Consider the following 15,095-nt stretch of genomic DNA (forward strand, 5'->3'; position numbering starts at 1 on the left):
AAAGGATTGGGTGACTGACACCCACTGGTCGAACGCAGAGGCCGCCGATCGACATTCGCGCCCGCTCGAACTTGTTTCAGGATGCAAGCTCAGCCAGCCGCCGCTCGAGAAACTGCCGCTCGGGGGCCTGCCGCGCGAGCGCCAGCGCACGTTCGTACGATGCCCTCGCTTCCGCCGTGCGGCCGAGCCGCCGGCACAGATCGGCGCGCGCCGCGTGGGCCAGGTGGTAGTCCGCGAGCTCGCCGCGCGCGAGGATTTCATCGATGAGGGGCAAGCCGGCCGCCGGCCCGTCGCGCATCGCGATCGCGACCGCGCGGTTGAGCGCCACCACCGGCGAAGGCTCGGCGCGCAGCAGCACCTCGTAGAGCCCGGCGATCTGGGCCCAGTCGGTGGATTGCGCATCCGCGGCTTCGGCATGCACCGCCGCGATGGCGGCCTGCAGCGTGTAGGGCCCGAAGCGGCGCGACGAGAGCGCGCGCATCGCGAGGGCAGCGCCCTCCTCGATCGATGCCCGATTCCACAGGCTGCGATCCTGCTCGTCGAGCAGCACCATCTCGCCCGATGCCGAGGTTCGTGCGGCACGCCGCGACTCGTGCAGCAGCATCAGCGCCAAGAGGCCCACGGCCTCGGGCTCGGGCAGCAGGTCGACCAGCAGCCGGCCGAGCCGGATCGCCTCGGCCGACAGGTCGGGACGCGTCAGCGTCTCGCCGGACGAGGCCGCATAGCCCTCGTTGAACACCAGGTAGACCACGCGCAGCACGGCATCGAGCCGTTCGGCCAGCTCGGCCACGGGCGGCACCTGGTAGGGAATGCGGGCCTCGCGGATCCTGGCCTTCGCGCGCACGATGCGTTGCGCAATCGTCGGCGCGGGCACCAGGAAGGCATTGGCGATGTCTTCGGTCGCGAGGCCGCAGACCTCGCGCAGCGTCAGCGCGACCTGCGCGTCGGGCGCCAGCGCCGGGTGGCAGCAGGTGAAGACGAGGCGCAGGCGGTCGTCCTCCAGCGTCTCGGCATCGGCGTCGCGCTCATCCCAGGCCAGCGCAGGGTCGGCGATGGCCTCGGCCGCATCGCCTGCGTCGTCCCAGGCATCGAAGCGTGCGCGGCGGCGGAGGCCGTCGATGGCCTTGAAGCGCCCGGCCGACACCAGCCAGGCGCGCGGGCTGGCCGGGATGCCGCTCGCAGGCCATTGCTCGAGCGCCGCGCGAAAGCCGTCGTGCAGCGCCTCCTCGGCCAGGTCGAAGTCGCCCAGGAGGCGCACCAGCGTCGCGAAGATGCGGCGCGACTCGCTGCGGTAGACCGCATCCACCGCCTCGCGCACTGCGGCCGGCGCTGTCGCCATCAGGCCGCTTCCGCGCTGCCGAGCAAGGCCTCCAGCTTCACCAGCGAGCCGGTCCAGCCGTGTTCGTGGCCTTCGCGCGCGGCCTCGTCGAAGAACTGCTCGTGGCGCAGCTCCAGCTCACAGCCGCGGCCCGAAGGCTCGATCAGCACCGTGACGCGCGATTCGCGCTCGGGCGTGCTGTGCCAGGCCCAGCTGAAGACCAGCTTGCGATTCGGAACGATCTCGTGGTAGACGCCGCCGACCTCGTGCCGCTCGCCGTTCGCTTCCAGCATCACCACGCGGAAGCGGCCGCCCACGCGCAGGTCGATCTCAGAGACCGGCACCGAGACGATCTCGGCCGGGCCGAACCACAGCTTTAGCGCTTGCGGGTCGGTCCACGCCCGCCAGACTTTGTCGGGCGCGACTTCGTAGTGCCGGCGGAGGGTGAGCGAGGGGCGTTCTTCGTCTCGGGTGGCAGGGCTCGCCATGCGGTCTCCTCTTGTTGGTACAGGAAGCGGGCCAGCGCATCGAGGCGCTCGGCCCAGAATTTTTCATAGCGGGACAACCACACGGCGGCCTCCTGCATGGGCTGAGGCGAGAGCTCGCAGCGCACGATGCGGCCCTCCTTCGTGCGGGAGACGAGCCCTGCGTTCTCGAGCACGCGCAGATGCTTCATGAAGCCGGTGAGCGACATGCCGTGCGGCTGCGCGAGTTCCGTGACGGTGAGGCCGCCGCCCTCCCCCAGCGTTTCGAGCACCGCGCGGCGCGTCGAATCGGACAGCGCGGCGAAGACGGCATCGAGGGTGTCTGCATCAGAGTGAACCATGTGGTTGAGTTTCGAAGCGCGCGGCGCCGCTGTCAAGCCCGACGCGGGAACGCTTTATGCATATTGCGACGCAGCATCCCACCGCCACAAGGAGTTCCCATGCTGGACCGCACCGACACGAAGTTCTCCCACGTGAAGCCCGGCGACACCGAGTACGTCTCGGGCGGATTGCGCGACTTCTTCCTGTACCGCGACCTGGGCATCGCCGAGGCCACGCACGGCAAGGTCATTGCGCACCTCGTCAAGGCCAACATGGCACCGGAAGCGGGCACCGGCTGGCACCGGCACGAGGCGGAGTTCCAGATCGTCATCATGGTGAAGGGCTGGGCCAGGTTCATGTACGAGGACCAGGAGACGCTGGTCGAGGCCGGCGACGTGGTGCACCAGCGCCCCGGCATCCGGCACTACCTCTTCGACTACTCGCCCGACATGGAGTACCTCGAGATCGTCTCGCCGGCCGATTTCAAGAGCATCGATGTCGAGCCGGCCTGCGAGGTTCCCGCGCCGACGCCATGGAAGTAGCGGCACGAGTTTTCAGTCTTTCTTGAAGCTACAGCAATTCGGCGCGAAAATGCGCCGATGCCTTCTCCCCCCCTGCCCCCGCTCAACCGCCAGTTCGTCGCCCACTTCGGAGAGATGGGCAGCAAGTGGGGCATCAACCGCACCGTCGGCCAGATCTATGCGCTGATCTTCATCTCGCAGCGCGCGCTCAACGCGGACGAGATCGCCGAGATGCTGGAGTTCTCGCGTTCGAACGTGAGCATGGGCCTGAAGGAGCTGCAGGCCTGGCGGCTGGTGCAGCTGCGCCACCAGCCGGGCGACCGGCGCGAGTACTTCGAGGCGCCGGCCGACGTCTGGGAGATCTTCCGCGTGCTGGCCGAGGAACGGCGCCGCCGCGAGGTCGAGCCGACGCTCTCGATGCTGCGCATGGCGCTGCTCGAAGAACCCACGAGCGACGAGGAGCGCCACGCCCAGCAGCGCATGCGCGAGATGCACGACCTGATCGACCGGCTCATGAAATGGTTCGACGATGTGCAGCGCCTGGCGCCCGAGACCGCAATGCAGCTGATGGGCATGGGCGCGACGGTGACCAAGGTGCTCACGCTCAAGGACCGCATCACCGGGGCAAAGGGCAAGAAGGCGGGGGCTTAGGGTCGCGGCGGTGGGCGGTGTGCCCTTGGCCGGTGACTCAACGGCCAGCCAAGGGCACACCGCCCACCGCCGTGGACACGCTGCTGTCTTGCTCCCTCTAGGGCTTCTCGAGCTTGTCGCGCCGGATCGCCTCGTCGTCCATCAGCTCGTACCACATCGCATTGAGCACCGCGAAGGTCGCGGCGAGAGGGAGGCCCAGCAGCCAAGCGAAGTACCACATGGTTCGGTTCCTTTTGTTGATCAGTACGCGTGACCGCGCTCATCCCTGATGGCATCGGCATCCACCTTGCCCCACAGCACCTTGTAGACCCAGCTGGTGTAGGCCACGATCAGCGGAATGAAGATGGCCGTGACCACCAGCATGATGAACAGCGTCAGGTGGCTCGATGACGAATCCCACACCGTGAGACTGGCGCGCGGGTCGATCGACGACGGCAGGATGAAGGGGAACATCGAGGCACCGACGCTGAGGATGATGCCCACGATGCCGAGCGCGCTGGCGAGCAGCGTCAACACCTCGCGCCTCAGCCGCAGCCCGACGAAGGCCAGCAGCGCACCGGCCAGGCCCAGACCCGGCGCCGCCCACATCCACGGCCGCGCCGCATAGTTGGCGAACCATGCGCCCGGCTGCACTTCGACCATCTTGAGCAGCGGGTTGGACGGCCCGCCGGTCGGCAGCGCGCTCGTCACCCGGTAGCCGTCGACCCAGCTCCACAGCACATAGCCGGCCAGCGCATAGAGCACCAGTGTGAGCAGCGCCGCGACGCTGCCGAAATCGCGCGCGCGATCGGCGACCGGCCCCTGCGTCTTCAGTTGCAGCCACGCGCTGCCGTGCATCACCAGCATCGCGACCGACACCAGGCCGCACAGCAAGGCGAAGGGATTGAGCAGCCCGAAGAAGGAACCCTCGTAGAAGATGCGCATGTCCGGCGCGAGCCGGAAGGGCACGCCCTGCAGCACGTTGCCCATGGCCACGCCGAAGATCAGCGCGGGCACCAGGCCGGTGACGAACAGCGTCCAGTCCCAGCGCGTGCGCCAGCGCGCATCGTCATTCTTGCTGCGGAACTTGAATGCCACGGGCCGCAAGATCAATGGCACGAGGATCGCGAACATCGCGAGGTAGAAGCCAGAGAAGGACACCGCGTAGAGCTGCGGCCAGGCCGCGAAGATCGCGCCGCCGCCGAGGATCAGCCACACCTGATTGCCCTCCCACACCGGGCCGACGCTGTTGATGATGACGCGGCGTTCGAGATCGTTGCGGCCGGCGAAGGGCAGCAGCATGTTGGCGCCGAGGTCGAAGCCGTCGGTCACGGCAAAGCCGATCAGGAGCACGCCGAGCAGCAGCCACCAGACCAGGCGCAGGGTTTCGTAGGAAATGAGTTCGTGCAGGATCATGTCGTGCTCCGTGAGGTCAATCTGCGGCGGCGAGAGGTGTGCGGGGCAGCGTGGCGGCCAGCTCGGGGTCGGCCTCGGCGCGATAGGCCGCGGGCGGCGGCACCGGATGTTCCTCGGGACCCTTGCGGATCGCCTTCAGCATCAGCTTCATCTCGATCAGGAACAGCACGGTGTAGATCAGCGCGAAGCCCGCGATCGTGATCAGCAGCGTGGTGACGCCGAGGTTCGACACCGCCACCGCGGTCGGCAGCACGCCCTCGATCACCCAGGGCTGGCGGCCGACCTCGGCCACGATCCAGCCGCACTCGGCGGCGATCCACGGCAGCGGGATCGCGAACACCGCGAGCTTGAGCAGCCATGGATGCGCATCGAGCTTGCGCCGCGCCGAGAGCACGAAGAAGGTGGCGGTCAGCAGGATGAAGAACATGCCGAGCCCGACCATGATGCGGAAGGACCAGTACAGGGGCGCCACGGCCGGCACGGTGTCCAGCGCGGCCTTGGCGATCTGCTCCGGCGTGGCTTGCCGCGGGTCGTCGACGTAGCGCTTGAGCAGCAGCGCATAGCCCATTGCATGGCCGTTGGCCTCGAAGATCTTGCGCGCCGACTCCGGAACTTCGGTCTCGCTGCCGGCCGCGCGGATCTTCTGCAAGGCATCGTAGGCCGAGATGCCGACGCGGATGTTGAGCTCGGCGCGGTGCACGAGGTCGTCGATGCCCGGGATCTCGGTGGTGAGCGAGCGCGTGCCGATCAGCCCCATCACCGCGGGGATGTGGATCGCGTAGTGCGTCTCGCGCGTTTCCTGGTCGGGGAAGCCGAAGGCGGTGAAGGCGGCCGGCGCCGGCTCGGTCTTCCACATCGCTTCGATGGCGGCGAGCTTCATCTTCTGGTGCTCGGTCGAGAGGTAGCCGCTCTCGTCGCCCAGCACCACGACCGAGAGCGAGGCCGCGAGGCCGAAGGAGGCGGCCACCGTCATCGAGCGCTTGGCCAGCTGCAAGTGCCGCCCGCGCAGCAGGTACCAGGCCGACACGCCGAGCACGAAGATGGAAGCGACCGTGTAGCCTGCCGACACCGTGTGCACGAACTTGGCCTGCGCCACCGGGTTGGTCAGCACGGCGAAGAAATCGGTCACTTCCATGCGCATGGTCTGCGGGTTGAAGGCCGCGCCCACCGGGTTCTGCATCCAGCCGTTGGCGATCAGGATCCACAGCGCCGAGAAGTTGGAGCCGATGGCCACCGCCCAGGTGGTGACCAGGTGGCCGACCTTGGAGAGCTTGTCCCAGCCGAAGAAGAACAGGCCAACGAAAGTCGCCTCGAGGAAGAAGGCCATCAGCCCCTCGATGGCCAGCGGCGCGCCGAAGACGTCGCCCACGTAATGGCTGTAGTAGCTCCAGTTCATGCCGAACTGGAACTCCATCACGATGCCGGTGGCCACGCCCATCGCGAAGTTGATGCCGAACAAGAGGCCCCAGAACTTCGTCATGTCGCGCCAGATGGTGCGGCCAGTCATGACGTAGACCGTCTCCATGATCGCGACGATCACCGCGAGGCCGATGGTCAGCGGCACGAACAGGAAGTGGTAGAGCGCCGTGAGCGCGAACTGCAAGCGTGAAAGTGCAACGATGTCGAGGTCCATGGGGTTCCTTTCGTTTTCTTGTGGTCGGCGTGCGATCTCAGTCGGGCCGCAGTGCGCTCAGGGCGGCATCGAAGGCAGCGGTGCCGCGACGCAGGTCGGCCGTGATGCGGCCGGCCCGCATGCACAGCAGCCGGTCCGCCAGCGCGGCCTCGCGCCGCAGATGGGTCGCGATCAACAGGCTTCGTCCCGCGGCCTGAACGCGCAGGCGCTGCAGCACATCGTGTGCGGTCGCAGTGTCCAGCGCTTCGGTGGGCTCGTCGAGCAGCCAAAAGGGTACGTTCCGCAGCAGCAGGCGCGCCAACGCGAGGCGTCGCGACTGGCCGCCGGAAAGGCCCAGGCCGCCTTCGCCGAGCACGGTATCGAGGCCCCGGGCCATGGCGCGGACTTCGTCAGCCAGCCCTGCGGCGCGCAGCACCGCCCATAGCCGCGCCTCGTCGGCCGCCGGGTCGGCGAGCCGCAGGTTGTCGCGCAGGCTGTCGTGGAAGAGTTCGGTGCGCTGCGTCAGCAGGCAATGGTCTTGCGCGCGGAGTTCACCCTGCTGCGGCGCCAGTTCGCCCGCGATCGCCGCGAGCAGCGTCGACTTGCCTGCACCGCTCGCACCGATCAGCGCGACGCGCTCGCCCGCGGCCAGTGCCAGCGCGCCGAGCTGCAGCGCAGGCACGCGGCTGCCGGGGTGCGTCACGACGACATCCTTCAGTTGCAGCGCCAGGCCCTCATCGGGCGCGGCGGGGCCATGCAGGGCCTTCGGCTCGGCCGCCATGCGCGGTGCCAGCCGCCGCGCCGCGAGCCAGCTGCGCCCGGCATCGAGCGCGCCGCGGCGCAAGGCAGCGAAGGGTTCAATGGCCGTCAGTGCCACCAGCAGCGCCAGTGCCGCGGCCGGCGCGCCGATCGCGCCCTCGTCCGCCAGCAGGCCCGCCGCCAGCAGCACCGCCGCCAGGGTCAGCGCGCCGGCCATGCCATAGGCCATGCCGGCGCCGGCTTCGAGCCGGTTCAGCACCAGGTCGGCCTTGGCCAGGTGGCGGTCGGCCGCGGCCAGCGCCTCGCGCTGCGCGTCGATGCGGCCCGCCATGACCAGTTCGGTCTGGCCGGCGACCAGGTCCACGGCGCGTGCGCGCAGGCTTTCCATCGCCTGGGCCCGCCGCACTGCGGCCGGCCGCGCACGCTGCGCCACCACCAGCGCGATGCCCCAGCCCGCGGCCAGCAACCAGAGCGCGAGCAACCCGCCCATCCAGGGATTCATGACGCCGAGCACCAGGCCCGCCAGCAGCGCCGCGCCGAGCGCCGCAGCGGCGGGCACCAGGAGGCGCAGGTAGAAGGATTCGAGCGCATCGATGTCCGCGGTCAATCGGAACAAGAGCCGTGCCGGCCGCGCCAGCAACTGGCGTGCGGCATCGGGCCGGGCCCAGCCGCGGAACAGGCGCACGCGCAGCGCGGCCAGAACGGCAAAGCTCGCGTCGTGCGTGATCAGCCGCTCGCCATAGCGCGATGCGGTGCGGCCCAGTGCCAGCAGGCGGATGCCGGCCGAGGGCATGAAGACGTCGAAGACGATCGCGGTCGCGGCATGCAGGCCTGCGAGCGCGGTGGCGGTGATGAACCAGCCCGAGAGGCCAAGCAGCGCCATGCCCATCAGGACGGTGAGCGCCGCGAGGGCCGCGCCGAGCACGAGCCTGCGCGGCTCCGCGGCGACAAAGAGTCCCGCGACTGGACGAAGATCGCGCCACAGCTTCATGCCGCTTCCTTCGCGGGCACGGCGTCGAGCCGGATCACGCGGTGCAAGCGCGCGGCCAGCACGGGATCGTGGGTCGCGGCGATCAGGGTCTTGCCGCGCGCGAGTTCGATCAGCGCATCGGCCACGCGCTCCGCGGTCTCGGTGTCGAGGTGCGCCGTGGGCTCGTCGACCAGCAGCAGGTCGGCCTCGGGATGCACGGCCAACCGCGCCAGTGCGAGGCGCGCCGCCTCGCCGCCCGACAACCCGCTGCCGCCCTCGCCCAGCGCCACGCTCGGGTGGGCCTGGGCCACGCGGTCCAACTGCGCGAACTGCATCGCGGCCTCGACCTGTTCCGAGTCCACGCCGGCGCGCCCCAGCGTCACGTTAGCCTGCACCGAGCCCGCGAACACGTGGGGCTTCTGGCCCATCCAGGCCATGCGCCGGCGCAGTGCGGCCACGGTCCGGTCCGAGAGCGGGACGCCGCCGATCGCGATCTCGCCCTGCCGCGCCGGCACCAGCCCGGCGATCAGGCAGAGCAAGGCCGTCTTGCCCGAGCCACTGGGCCCCATCAGCGCGACATGCTCGCCGGCGACGATGCGCAGGTCATAGTCCTCGAAGAAGGCGTCTTCGCTGGCATGGGAGAAATGCAGGCCATGCACATGCACCGAGGGCGCGCCGGCCGTGGCCTCGTCGCCGGCCGACAATTCGCTCTGCGCGCCGGGCAGCGCCACATCGGTGCGCGCGAGCCGGTCGAGCGCATCGAGCGCCGCCTCGCCGGCTGCGCGGTCGTGCCAGACCGCCGACAGCTCGCGCAGCGGCTCGAAGAAAGCCGGCGCCAGCAGCAGCACGAACATGCCCTCGCCCAGGCTCAGGCGCCGGCCCCAGGTGCCGAACTCGAAGGTGCCGAGCAGATGGAAACCGACATAGGCCGCGACCATCGCCACGCCCAGCGCCGAGAACAGCTCCAGCACGGCCGACGACAGGAAGGCGATGCGCAACACCGCCATGGTGCGCCGTCGCAGCGCCTCGGCCGCTTCGCCGAGCCTGAGCGCAGTGGCGGCTATCGCACCGAGCGCACGCAAGGTGGGAAGGCCGCGCAGCCGGTCGAGCAGGAAGGCATTCATGCCCCCCGTTTCCACCAGCTGCGCCTCGCTCGCGGCCCGCGCGCGCCAGCCCACGATGGCCATGAAGAATGGGATCAGCGGCGCCGCGACCAGCAGCACCAATGCCGCCACCCACGAGAAGCCGGCCACCACCGGCAGGATCGCGAGCGGCACGACCATCGCGCGCCAGCGCGCCGGGCCGTAGCGCACCAGGTACGGCACCACCGCCTCCGCCTGCTCCGCGATCACGCTGGCCGCGAGCCCCGAGGCCGGACGCGCACGGTCCAGCGGCGAACGTGCCGCCAGTGCGACAGCGACCCGTGCGCGCAGTTCCGACAGCGCCGCTCGCGCGCCGGTAAAGACGCGGCGCGCCCCCCAGGCCTCGCAGACAACGCGCAGCAGCCCGAGCAGCACGATCCCGCCTGCGGGCCACAGCACCGCCGCCAAGCCCGTGCCCGCCGCCAGGCCCTCGACGGCCCAGGCCAGCAAGGCCGCCTGCGGCAGCCACAGCAGCGCGGCAGCACCTTGAACGAAGGCGGCGAGCCTTGGCGGGTCCAGGGATCGCAAGCCGGCGAGCGAGGGTGCGTGAGGCTGCATTTTGCTGAATTCGTGCAATTTCAGTATTTACTGAAAGTTCCACAATGATAGCGGATGTGACACGGCACGGGCAATCGCCCGAAGCGGCATGGTGCACCCGCTAAGCTACGACGCCATGAAGATTCTTTCCATCACGCCGACCTACTTCCCCGAGATCGGAGGCATCGAGTCCGTCGTGCGGGAACTCGCGGTACGCAACTCGAGCCAGGGCAGCCAGGTCGACATCGCGCACGTGTCCGCCAAGCACACGGGGTTTTCGGTCGGCGAGCTGGACGGCATCAAGGTGTTCCGGGTGCCGGTGCTGGGCAACCGCCTGGCCGGCTATGCGCGCGAGCTCGGCCGGCTTGCCGCCGGCTACGACCTGCTGCACGTGCACGATCCGCAACTGATGATGCTCACCGGCAACGTGCTGCTTCAATGCCGCGACATCCCCGCCGTGCTGAGTACGCACGGCGGCTTTCGCCACACGGCCAAACACGGCGCGATCAAGTGGCTGCACGAGCGCGTGCTGATGCGCCGCCTGCTGCGCCGCTACCGGAAGATCCTCGCGAGCAGCGAATCCGACAAGGCCTACTTCAGCCATTTCTCGAACAGGGTCGAGAAATGCGAGAACGGCATCGCGTACTCGAAGTTCCAGGGCGGGCGCCTCACCGGCCCGCCCGACCCCACCAAGTGGATCTACTGGGGTCGCTGGTCGCGCAACAAGCGCATCGACGCGGTCATCGACACCGTGGCCATGGCAAGGCACCAGGGGATCAAGATCGACCTGCTGATCGCCGGGCCCGATTTCGACAACCTGGGCGAATCGCTGCAGGCGCAGATCGGCGCCCTCCAGCTTGATGACTCGGTCAGGCTGCATCCTTACATCGAAGACGCCGCCCTGCTGCAGGAGCTGCAGCAGCGCACGGTCTTCGTCACGGGCAGCGAGTATGAGGGCTTCGGCATCGGCATCCTGGAGGCGATGGCCGCCGGCAAGATCGTGCTGTGCCGCGACATGGCGCCGATCAACGGCTTCGTCGAGCGCTCAGTCAACGGGTTCTTCCTCGATTTCGACATCGGCGCCAAGGATCTGGCCGTGGTGCGCGAGGTCGCGAGCCTCGACGGCGAGCGCTGCACCGCGATGTCGATGGCCGCGCAGCAGCGGGCCAAGCGCTACGACTGGGAGGTCGTCGCCGAGACCTTCTCGGCGCATTACGCAGAGGCGCTCGCGGCAGGCCGCTAAGAAGCCAGGAAGCTACGAAGAGGCCACCGCGCCGCAGACCAGCAGGCCCGCAAACAAGGCCAGCACCGCGCGCCAGGTGGCGGGCCGCGACTCCACCCACCGGTAGAGCAGCATCGCCGCGACGATCGACAGCGCGAAGGTGGCCAGGAGGCCGATCAGGTCGACCCAGGGCCCGTCGGGCGCGAGCCGGTCGAACGCCGCGCTCACCAGCAGCAGCACCGGAAAGTGGATCAGGAACAGTGAGTACGAGATGCGCCCCAGCCGCAGCAGCGGCTGCGCGAGCGGCGGCCATGCGGCCGGCTCGGGCCCGGCGCGGCGCTGGACCACAGCCAGCAGCAGCGCCGTGACCAGCGCCGTGGCGATGCGGCTGCGCCAGTCGAGCGCCAGGGCCGCGGCGCCGACCAGGAGCAGCAGCGCGATGCCGAACTGCCAGGTGCGTAGCCGCGTCGCGCGGCCGATCCAGAACACGCCCATGCCCAGGCCATAGGCGCCGAAGAAATAGAGCGCCGTGTCGTCGAGCTCTTCGTTGCGGTTGAACACAGCGAGAGAGGCGACGGCCAGCACCAGCACCAGCGCCACGGCGAGCCAGCGCGACCGCTCCGGCCGCAGGGACCAGCGCCGCTGCAGCAGTTCGGAAAAGCTGATCGCCGCGAGCGCCAGCACGAAGAGCTGGAAGTCGATCGCCACGTACCAGACGCCGGTGGACAAGGCGTCGTAGCCGAGCAGATCCTGCAGCAGCAGCCCGTGCGCCAGCAGCTGCGCAATGCCCGGCGCCGCGGGCACCGCCTCGTCGTCGAGCCAGGGCCGCACCAGCGCGGCGACCAGCACGCTGAAGCTCAGTGCCGCCAGGTAGGGCATCGCAAGCCGGCCGTAGCGCTGGAACACGCGGACCAGCGGCCGGTCGACCCGCAGCACGCCGTCGGGCGCCAGGCTGCCCGCCGCCAGAAAACCGGCCAGCACCAGGAACACCTGCACCGCCAGCCGGCCATCCTGCGCCAGCCATTCGAACAGCCCCGGCGCGAGGGAGGACGCGCCTGCCGGCAAGGGCCCGTAGCGCGCGAGGTGGTGCCCGACGATCACGGCGCAGGCCAGGCCTTTCGCCGCATCGAGCAGCGGCAGGCGCGCCGCGGTGGCCGCGGTGTCAGAGCGCAAGGCGGCGCCGAGCCTCGTCGTACTCGCGCTTGAGCTTGTCGATGAAAGCGGCGGCGCTCGCGACCTCGGTCACGGCGCCGATGCCCTGGCCCGAACCCCAGATGTCCTTCCAGGCCTTGGCCTTGCTGCCGTCGCCGCCGCCGAAATTCATGGTCTTGAGCTCGCCCTGCGGCAGGTTGGCCGGGTCCATGCCGGCGGCCACGATGCTGGGCGCGAGGTAGTTGCCGTGCACGCCGGTGAACAGGTTCGAATAGACGATGTCGTCGGAGGTGCCGTCGACGATGGCCTGCTTGTACTCGGCGCTGGCGCGCGCCTCCTCGGTGGCGATGAAGGCAGTGCCGATGTAGGCGAAGTCGGCGCCCATCGCCTGCGCCGCGAGCACCGCACCGCCCGTCGCGATCGAGCCCGACAAGGCGATCGGGCCATCGAACCACTGGCGGATTTCCTGCACCAGGGCGAAGGGGCTCTTGATGCCCGCATGGCCACCGGCGCCGGCCGCCACGGCGATGATGCCGTCGGCGCCCTTCTCGATCGCCTTCCTCGCGAAGGCGTTGTTGATGATGTCGTGCAGCGTCACGCCGCCGTAGCTGTGGACCGCATCGTTGACGTCGGTGCGCGCGCCGAGCGAGGTGATGACGATCGGCACCTTGTACTTCACGACCATCGCCATGTCATGCTCGAGGCGGTCGTTGCTCTTGTGCACGATCTGGTTGATGGCGAAGGGCGCGGCCGGCTTGTCCGGATTCGCCTTGTTGTACGCCGCGAGCTCTTCGGTGATCTCGGCCAGCCAGTCTTCGAGCTGCGACGCGGGTCGCGCGTTGAGCGCAGGCATCGCGCCGACGACGCCGGCCTTGCACTGCGCGATCACGAGCTTGGGGTTGCTGATGATGAACAGCGGCGAGCCGATGATCGGCAGCGGGAGATTGGCGAGTACGGAAGGCAGCTTGGACATGGGGTCTCCGGATGTTGACTGACTGGATTCAGAAAGCGTCGAGCGCCAGCGCCGTCACGCTCTCGGCGCCATCGACGATGCTGTCGCGCAGGCCGGGCGCCTTGTTGAGGATGTGCTCGGCATAGAAGCGCGCGGTGGCGATCTTGGCGTTCATGAAGGCGGTGTCGGTGCCGGCGTTGGCGAGCGCTTCGGCCACCAGCAGCGAGCGCGCGAGCTGCCAGCCGGCCACCAGGTTGCCCGCCAGCATCAGATAGGGCACGCTGCCCGCGAACACGGCATTGGCTGATTTCGGTCCGGCCTTGGTCTGGCCGACGACGAAGTCGACCACGTCGACGAAGGCCTGGCGCGCGGCCGTGAGGCGCTTGCCCACAGCACGCGCGGCGTCGCTGCCCTGCTTCGCGAGCTCGGCCTCGGTCTGCTCGATCTGCGCGGCAATGGCCTTCGCGGTCTGGCCGCCGTCGCGCGCGGTCTTGCGGCCCACCAGGTCGTTGGCCTGGATCGCCGTCGTGCCTTCGTAGATGGTGAGGATCTTGGCATCGCGCAGGTACTGCGCCGCGCCGGTCTCCTCGATGAAGCCCATGCCGCCGTGCACCTGCACGCCGAGCGAGGCGACCTCCAGGCTCATCTCGGTGCTATAGCCCTTGACCAGCGGCACCATGAATTCGTAGAAGGCCTGGTTCTGCCGGCGCGTGTCTGCGTCCGCGTGGTGATGCGCCGCGTCGTAGGCGGCCGCGGCCACCGCGGCCATGGCGCGGCAGCCCTCGGTGTAGGCGCGCATCGTCATCAGCATGCGCTTCACGTCGGGGTGATGGATGATCGGCGCGCTGGCGTTGATCGAGCCGTCGACCGGACGGCTCTGCACGCGGTCCCTGGCATAGGCCACCGCCTGCTGGTAGGCGCGCTCGGCGATCGCGATGCCCTGCATGCCGACGGCGTAGCGGGCTGCGTTCATCATGATGAACATGTATTCGAGGCCGCGGTTTTCCTGGCCCACGAGGTACCCCACGGCACCACCGTGGTCACCGTACTGCAGCACGGCGGTCGGACTGGCCTTGATGCCCAGCTTGTGCTCGATGCTCACGCAGTGCACGTCGTTGCGAACGCCCAGCGAACCATCCTTGTTCACGAGGAACTTGGGGCAAACGAACAGGCTGATGCCCTTCACGCCTTCGGGCGCGCCGGCCACGCGCGCGAGCACGAGGTGCACGATGTTCTCGGCCATGTCGTGCTCGCCGTAGGTGATGAAGATCTTGGTGCCGAAGATCTTGTAGCTGCCGTCGGATTGCGGCTCGGCGCGGCTGCGCACCATTGCGAGATCGCTGCCGGCCTGCGGCTCGGTCAGGTTCATGGTGCCGGTCCATTGCCCGCTCACCAGCTTCTCGAGGTAGGTGGCCTTGAGCTCGTCGGAGCCGGCCGTGAGCAGCGCTTCGATGGCGCCGTCGCTCAGGAGCGGACACAGCGCGAAACTCATGTTGGCCGAGTTGAGCATCTCGCCGCAGGCCGCGCCGATGGTCTTGGGCAAGCCCTGGCCGCCGAACTCGGCCGGGTGCTGCAGGCCCTGCCAGCCGCCCGCCATGTACTGCGCAAAAGCTTCCTTGAAGCCCGGCGTGGTCGCGACCCGGCCGTCCTTGAACGAGGACGGATGCCGGTCGCCCGCGACGTTGAGCGGCGCGACCACGTCGCGGTTGAAGCGCGCGCATTCCTCGAGCACGGCCTGGGCGGTTTCGAGCCCGGCGTCTTCGAGGCCCGGCATCTGCGAGACCTGCGCGATGTTCGCGAGGTGCTCGATGTCGAACAGCATGTCCTTGATGGGGGCGGTGTAGCTCATGGTTGTCTCCAATGCAGCAGATACGAAAAGGGCATCGCGAACGATGCCCTTCACCTGTCTTTCTCTATTCGATGAAAGCGGATCAGAGCGCTTTCACCAGTTCCGGCACGGCCGTGAACAGGTCGGCTTCCAGCCCATAGTCGGCCACCGAGAAGATCGGCGCTTCCGGGTCCTTGTTGATCGCCACGATCACCTTCGAGTCCTTCATG

General features: G+C 68.9%; 14 protein-coding genes and 1 pseudogene. 3 read left to right on the plus strand and 12 right to left on the minus strand.

What is annotated here, in order from left to right; genetic code table 11:
* Nucleotides 1-76: 76 nt before the first annotated feature.
* Genes BLS74_RS22765 through BLS74_RS22775 form a run of 3 tightly spaced genes read right to left on the minus strand, consistent with a single transcriptional unit; the run spans nt 77 to nt 2,144 of the window.
* Complete coding sequence (locus tag BLS74_RS22765; RefSeq protein ID WP_093109421.1) at nt 77-1,339, minus strand: RNA polymerase sigma factor; 1,263 nt, start codon at nt 1,337-1,339, stop codon at nt 77-79.
* The gene (locus tag BLS74_RS22770; protein ID WP_093109422.1) at nt 1,339-1,806 is read right to left on the minus strand and encodes an SRPBCC family protein; all 468 of its coding nucleotides are present in this window, start codon (nt 1,804-1,806) and stop codon (nt 1,339-1,341) included. The genes BLS74_RS22765 and BLS74_RS22770 overlap by 1 nt, the downstream gene beginning before the upstream one ends.
* Nucleotides 1,695-2,144 (minus strand): ArsR/SmtB family transcription factor, encoded by a 450-nt coding sequence (locus BLS74_RS22775; RefSeq protein WP_093109423.1) that lies wholly within the window; start codon nt 2,142-2,144, stop codon nt 1,695-1,697. The genes BLS74_RS22770 and BLS74_RS22775 overlap by 112 nt, the downstream gene beginning before the upstream one ends.
* Nucleotides 2,145-2,243: 99 nt before the next feature.
* On the opposite strand from BLS74_RS22775, the gene BLS74_RS22780 reads away from it, so the two are divergent.
* Both BLS74_RS22780 and BLS74_RS22785 read left to right on the plus strand, forming a co-directional pair.
* Nucleotides 2,244-2,666, plus strand: coding sequence for a cupin domain-containing protein (locus tag BLS74_RS22780; protein ID WP_093109424.1), 423 nt, complete (start codon nt 2,244-2,246; stop codon nt 2,664-2,666).
* A 57-nt stretch (nt 2,667-2,723) separates the two neighbouring features.
* The gene (locus tag BLS74_RS22785) at nt 2,724-3,296 is read left to right on the plus strand and encodes a GbsR/MarR family transcriptional regulator (protein ID WP_093109425.1); all 573 of its coding nucleotides are present in this window, start codon (nt 2,724-2,726) and stop codon (nt 3,294-3,296) included.
* A gap of 97 nt (nt 3,297-3,393) precedes the next feature.
* Here BLS74_RS22785 and cydX read toward each other — a convergent pair whose 3' ends face one another.
* From cydX to cydD, 5 genes are read right to left on the minus strand one after another with little or no spacing between them, the layout of a single operon-like run.
* On the minus strand, nt 3,394-3,516 hold the full coding sequence (gene cydX / locus BLS74_RS22790) for a cytochrome bd-I oxidase subunit CydX (RefSeq protein WP_086924947.1): 123 nt from the start codon (nt 3,514-3,516) through the stop codon (nt 3,394-3,396).
* A 20-nt stretch (nt 3,517-3,536) separates the two neighbouring features.
* The gene (gene cydB, locus BLS74_RS22795; protein ID WP_093109426.1) at nt 3,537-4,691 is read right to left on the minus strand and encodes a cytochrome d ubiquinol oxidase subunit II; all 1,155 of its coding nucleotides are present in this window, start codon (nt 4,689-4,691) and stop codon (nt 3,537-3,539) included.
* Nucleotides 4,692-4,707: 16 nt separating this feature from the next.
* Entirely contained in the window at nt 4,708-6,324 is a 1,617-nt protein-coding gene (locus tag BLS74_RS22800) for a cytochrome ubiquinol oxidase subunit I (RefSeq protein ID WP_093109427.1), read from the minus strand.
* Nucleotides 6,325-6,361: 37 nt separating this feature from the next.
* Nucleotides 6,362-8,053 (minus strand): amino acid ABC transporter ATP-binding/permease protein, encoded by a 1,692-nt coding sequence (locus tag BLS74_RS22805; RefSeq protein ID WP_093109428.1) that lies wholly within the window; start codon nt 8,051-8,053, stop codon nt 6,362-6,364.
* Nucleotides 8,050-9,732: a thiol reductant ABC exporter subunit CydD gene (gene cydD / locus BLS74_RS22810; protein WP_093109429.1), complete on the minus strand. Its 1,683-nt coding sequence runs from the start codon at nt 9,730-9,732 to the stop codon at nt 8,050-8,052. Before cydD ends, BLS74_RS22805 begins: the two co-directional genes overlap by 4 nt.
* Before the next feature lie 115 nt (nt 9,733-9,847).
* Between cydD and BLS74_RS22815 the strand changes: the two genes are divergently transcribed.
* A complete protein-coding gene (locus BLS74_RS22815) occupies nt 9,848-10,954 on the plus strand; it encodes a glycosyltransferase family 4 protein (protein WP_170855685.1) in 1,107 nt (368 codons plus the stop codon).
* A 12-nt stretch (nt 10,955-10,966) separates the two neighbouring features.
* Here BLS74_RS22815 and BLS74_RS22820 read toward each other — a convergent pair whose 3' ends face one another.
* From BLS74_RS22820 to BLS74_RS35160, 4 genes and pseudogenes are all read right to left on the minus strand, one after another.
* Nucleotides 10,967-12,073: an acyltransferase family protein gene (locus tag BLS74_RS22820; RefSeq protein ID WP_093109445.1), complete on the minus strand. Its 1,107-nt coding sequence runs from the start codon at nt 12,071-12,073 to the stop codon at nt 10,967-10,969.
* A gap of 22 nt (nt 12,074-12,095) precedes the next feature.
* The gene (locus BLS74_RS22825; protein ID WP_093109431.1) at nt 12,096-13,058 is read right to left on the minus strand and encodes an NAD(P)H-dependent flavin oxidoreductase; all 963 of its coding nucleotides are present in this window, start codon (nt 13,056-13,058) and stop codon (nt 12,096-12,098) included.
* A gap of 28 nt (nt 13,059-13,086) precedes the next feature.
* Complete coding sequence (locus BLS74_RS22830; protein ID WP_093109432.1) at nt 13,087-14,886, minus strand: acyl-CoA dehydrogenase; 1,800 nt, start codon at nt 14,884-14,886, stop codon at nt 13,087-13,089.
* An 82-nt stretch (nt 14,887-14,968) separates the two neighbouring features.
* Nucleotides 14,969-15,095, minus strand: a pseudogene (locus BLS74_RS35160) (electron transfer flavoprotein subunit alpha/FixB family protein); the annotation flags it as partial.

Source organism: Variovorax sp. CF079, assembly GCF_900101545.1.
In the GTDB taxonomy this organism is placed as follows: Bacteria; Pseudomonadota; Gammaproteobacteria; order Burkholderiales; family Burkholderiaceae_C; genus Variovorax.

Bases quoted from the DNA above. Each gene is read 5' to 3' on its own strand.
- BLS74_RS22765 (WP_093109421.1), bottom strand. From the start codon at position 1,339: ATGGCGACAGCGCCGGCCGCAGTGCGCGAGGCGGTGGATGCGGTCTAC.
- BLS74_RS22770 (WP_093109422.1), bottom strand. From the start codon at position 1,806: ATGGCGAGCCCTGCCACCCGAGACGAAGAACGCCCCTCGCTCACCCTC.
- BLS74_RS22775 (WP_093109423.1), bottom strand. From the start codon at position 2,144: ATGGTTCACTCTGATGCAGACACCCTCGATGCCGTCTTCGCCGCGCTG.
- BLS74_RS22780 (WP_093109424.1), top strand. From the start codon at position 2,244: ATGCTGGACCGCACCGACACGAAGTTCTCCCACGTGAAGCCCGGCGAC.
- BLS74_RS22785 (WP_093109425.1), top strand. From the start codon at position 2,724: ATGCCTTCTCCCCCCCTGCCCCCGCTCAACCGCCAGTTCGTCGCCCAC.
- cydX (WP_086924947.1), bottom strand. From the start codon at position 3,516: ATGTGGTACTTCGCTTGGCTGCTGGGCCTCCCTCTCGCCGCGACCTTC.
- cydB (WP_093109426.1), bottom strand. From the start codon at position 4,691: ATGATCCTGCACGAACTCATTTCCTACGAAACCCTGCGCCTGGTCTGG.
- BLS74_RS22800 (WP_093109427.1), bottom strand. From the start codon at position 6,324: ATGGACCTCGACATCGTTGCACTTTCACGCTTGCAGTTCGCGCTCACG.
- BLS74_RS22805 (WP_093109428.1), bottom strand. From the start codon at position 8,053: ATGAAGCTGTGGCGCGATCTTCGTCCAGTCGCGGGACTCTTTGTCGCC.
- cydD (WP_093109429.1), bottom strand. From the start codon at position 9,732: ATGCAGCCTCACGCACCCTCGCTCGCCGGCTTGCGATCCCTGGACCCG.
- BLS74_RS22815 (WP_170855685.1), top strand. From the start codon at position 9,848: ATGAAGATTCTTTCCATCACGCCGACCTACTTCCCCGAGATCGGAGGC.
- BLS74_RS22825 (WP_093109431.1), bottom strand. From the start codon at position 13,058: ATGTCCAAGCTGCCTTCCGTACTCGCCAATCTCCCGCTGCCGATCATC.
- BLS74_RS22830 (WP_093109432.1), bottom strand. From the start codon at position 14,886: ATGAGCTACACCGCCCCCATCAAGGACATGCTGTTCGACATCGAGCAC.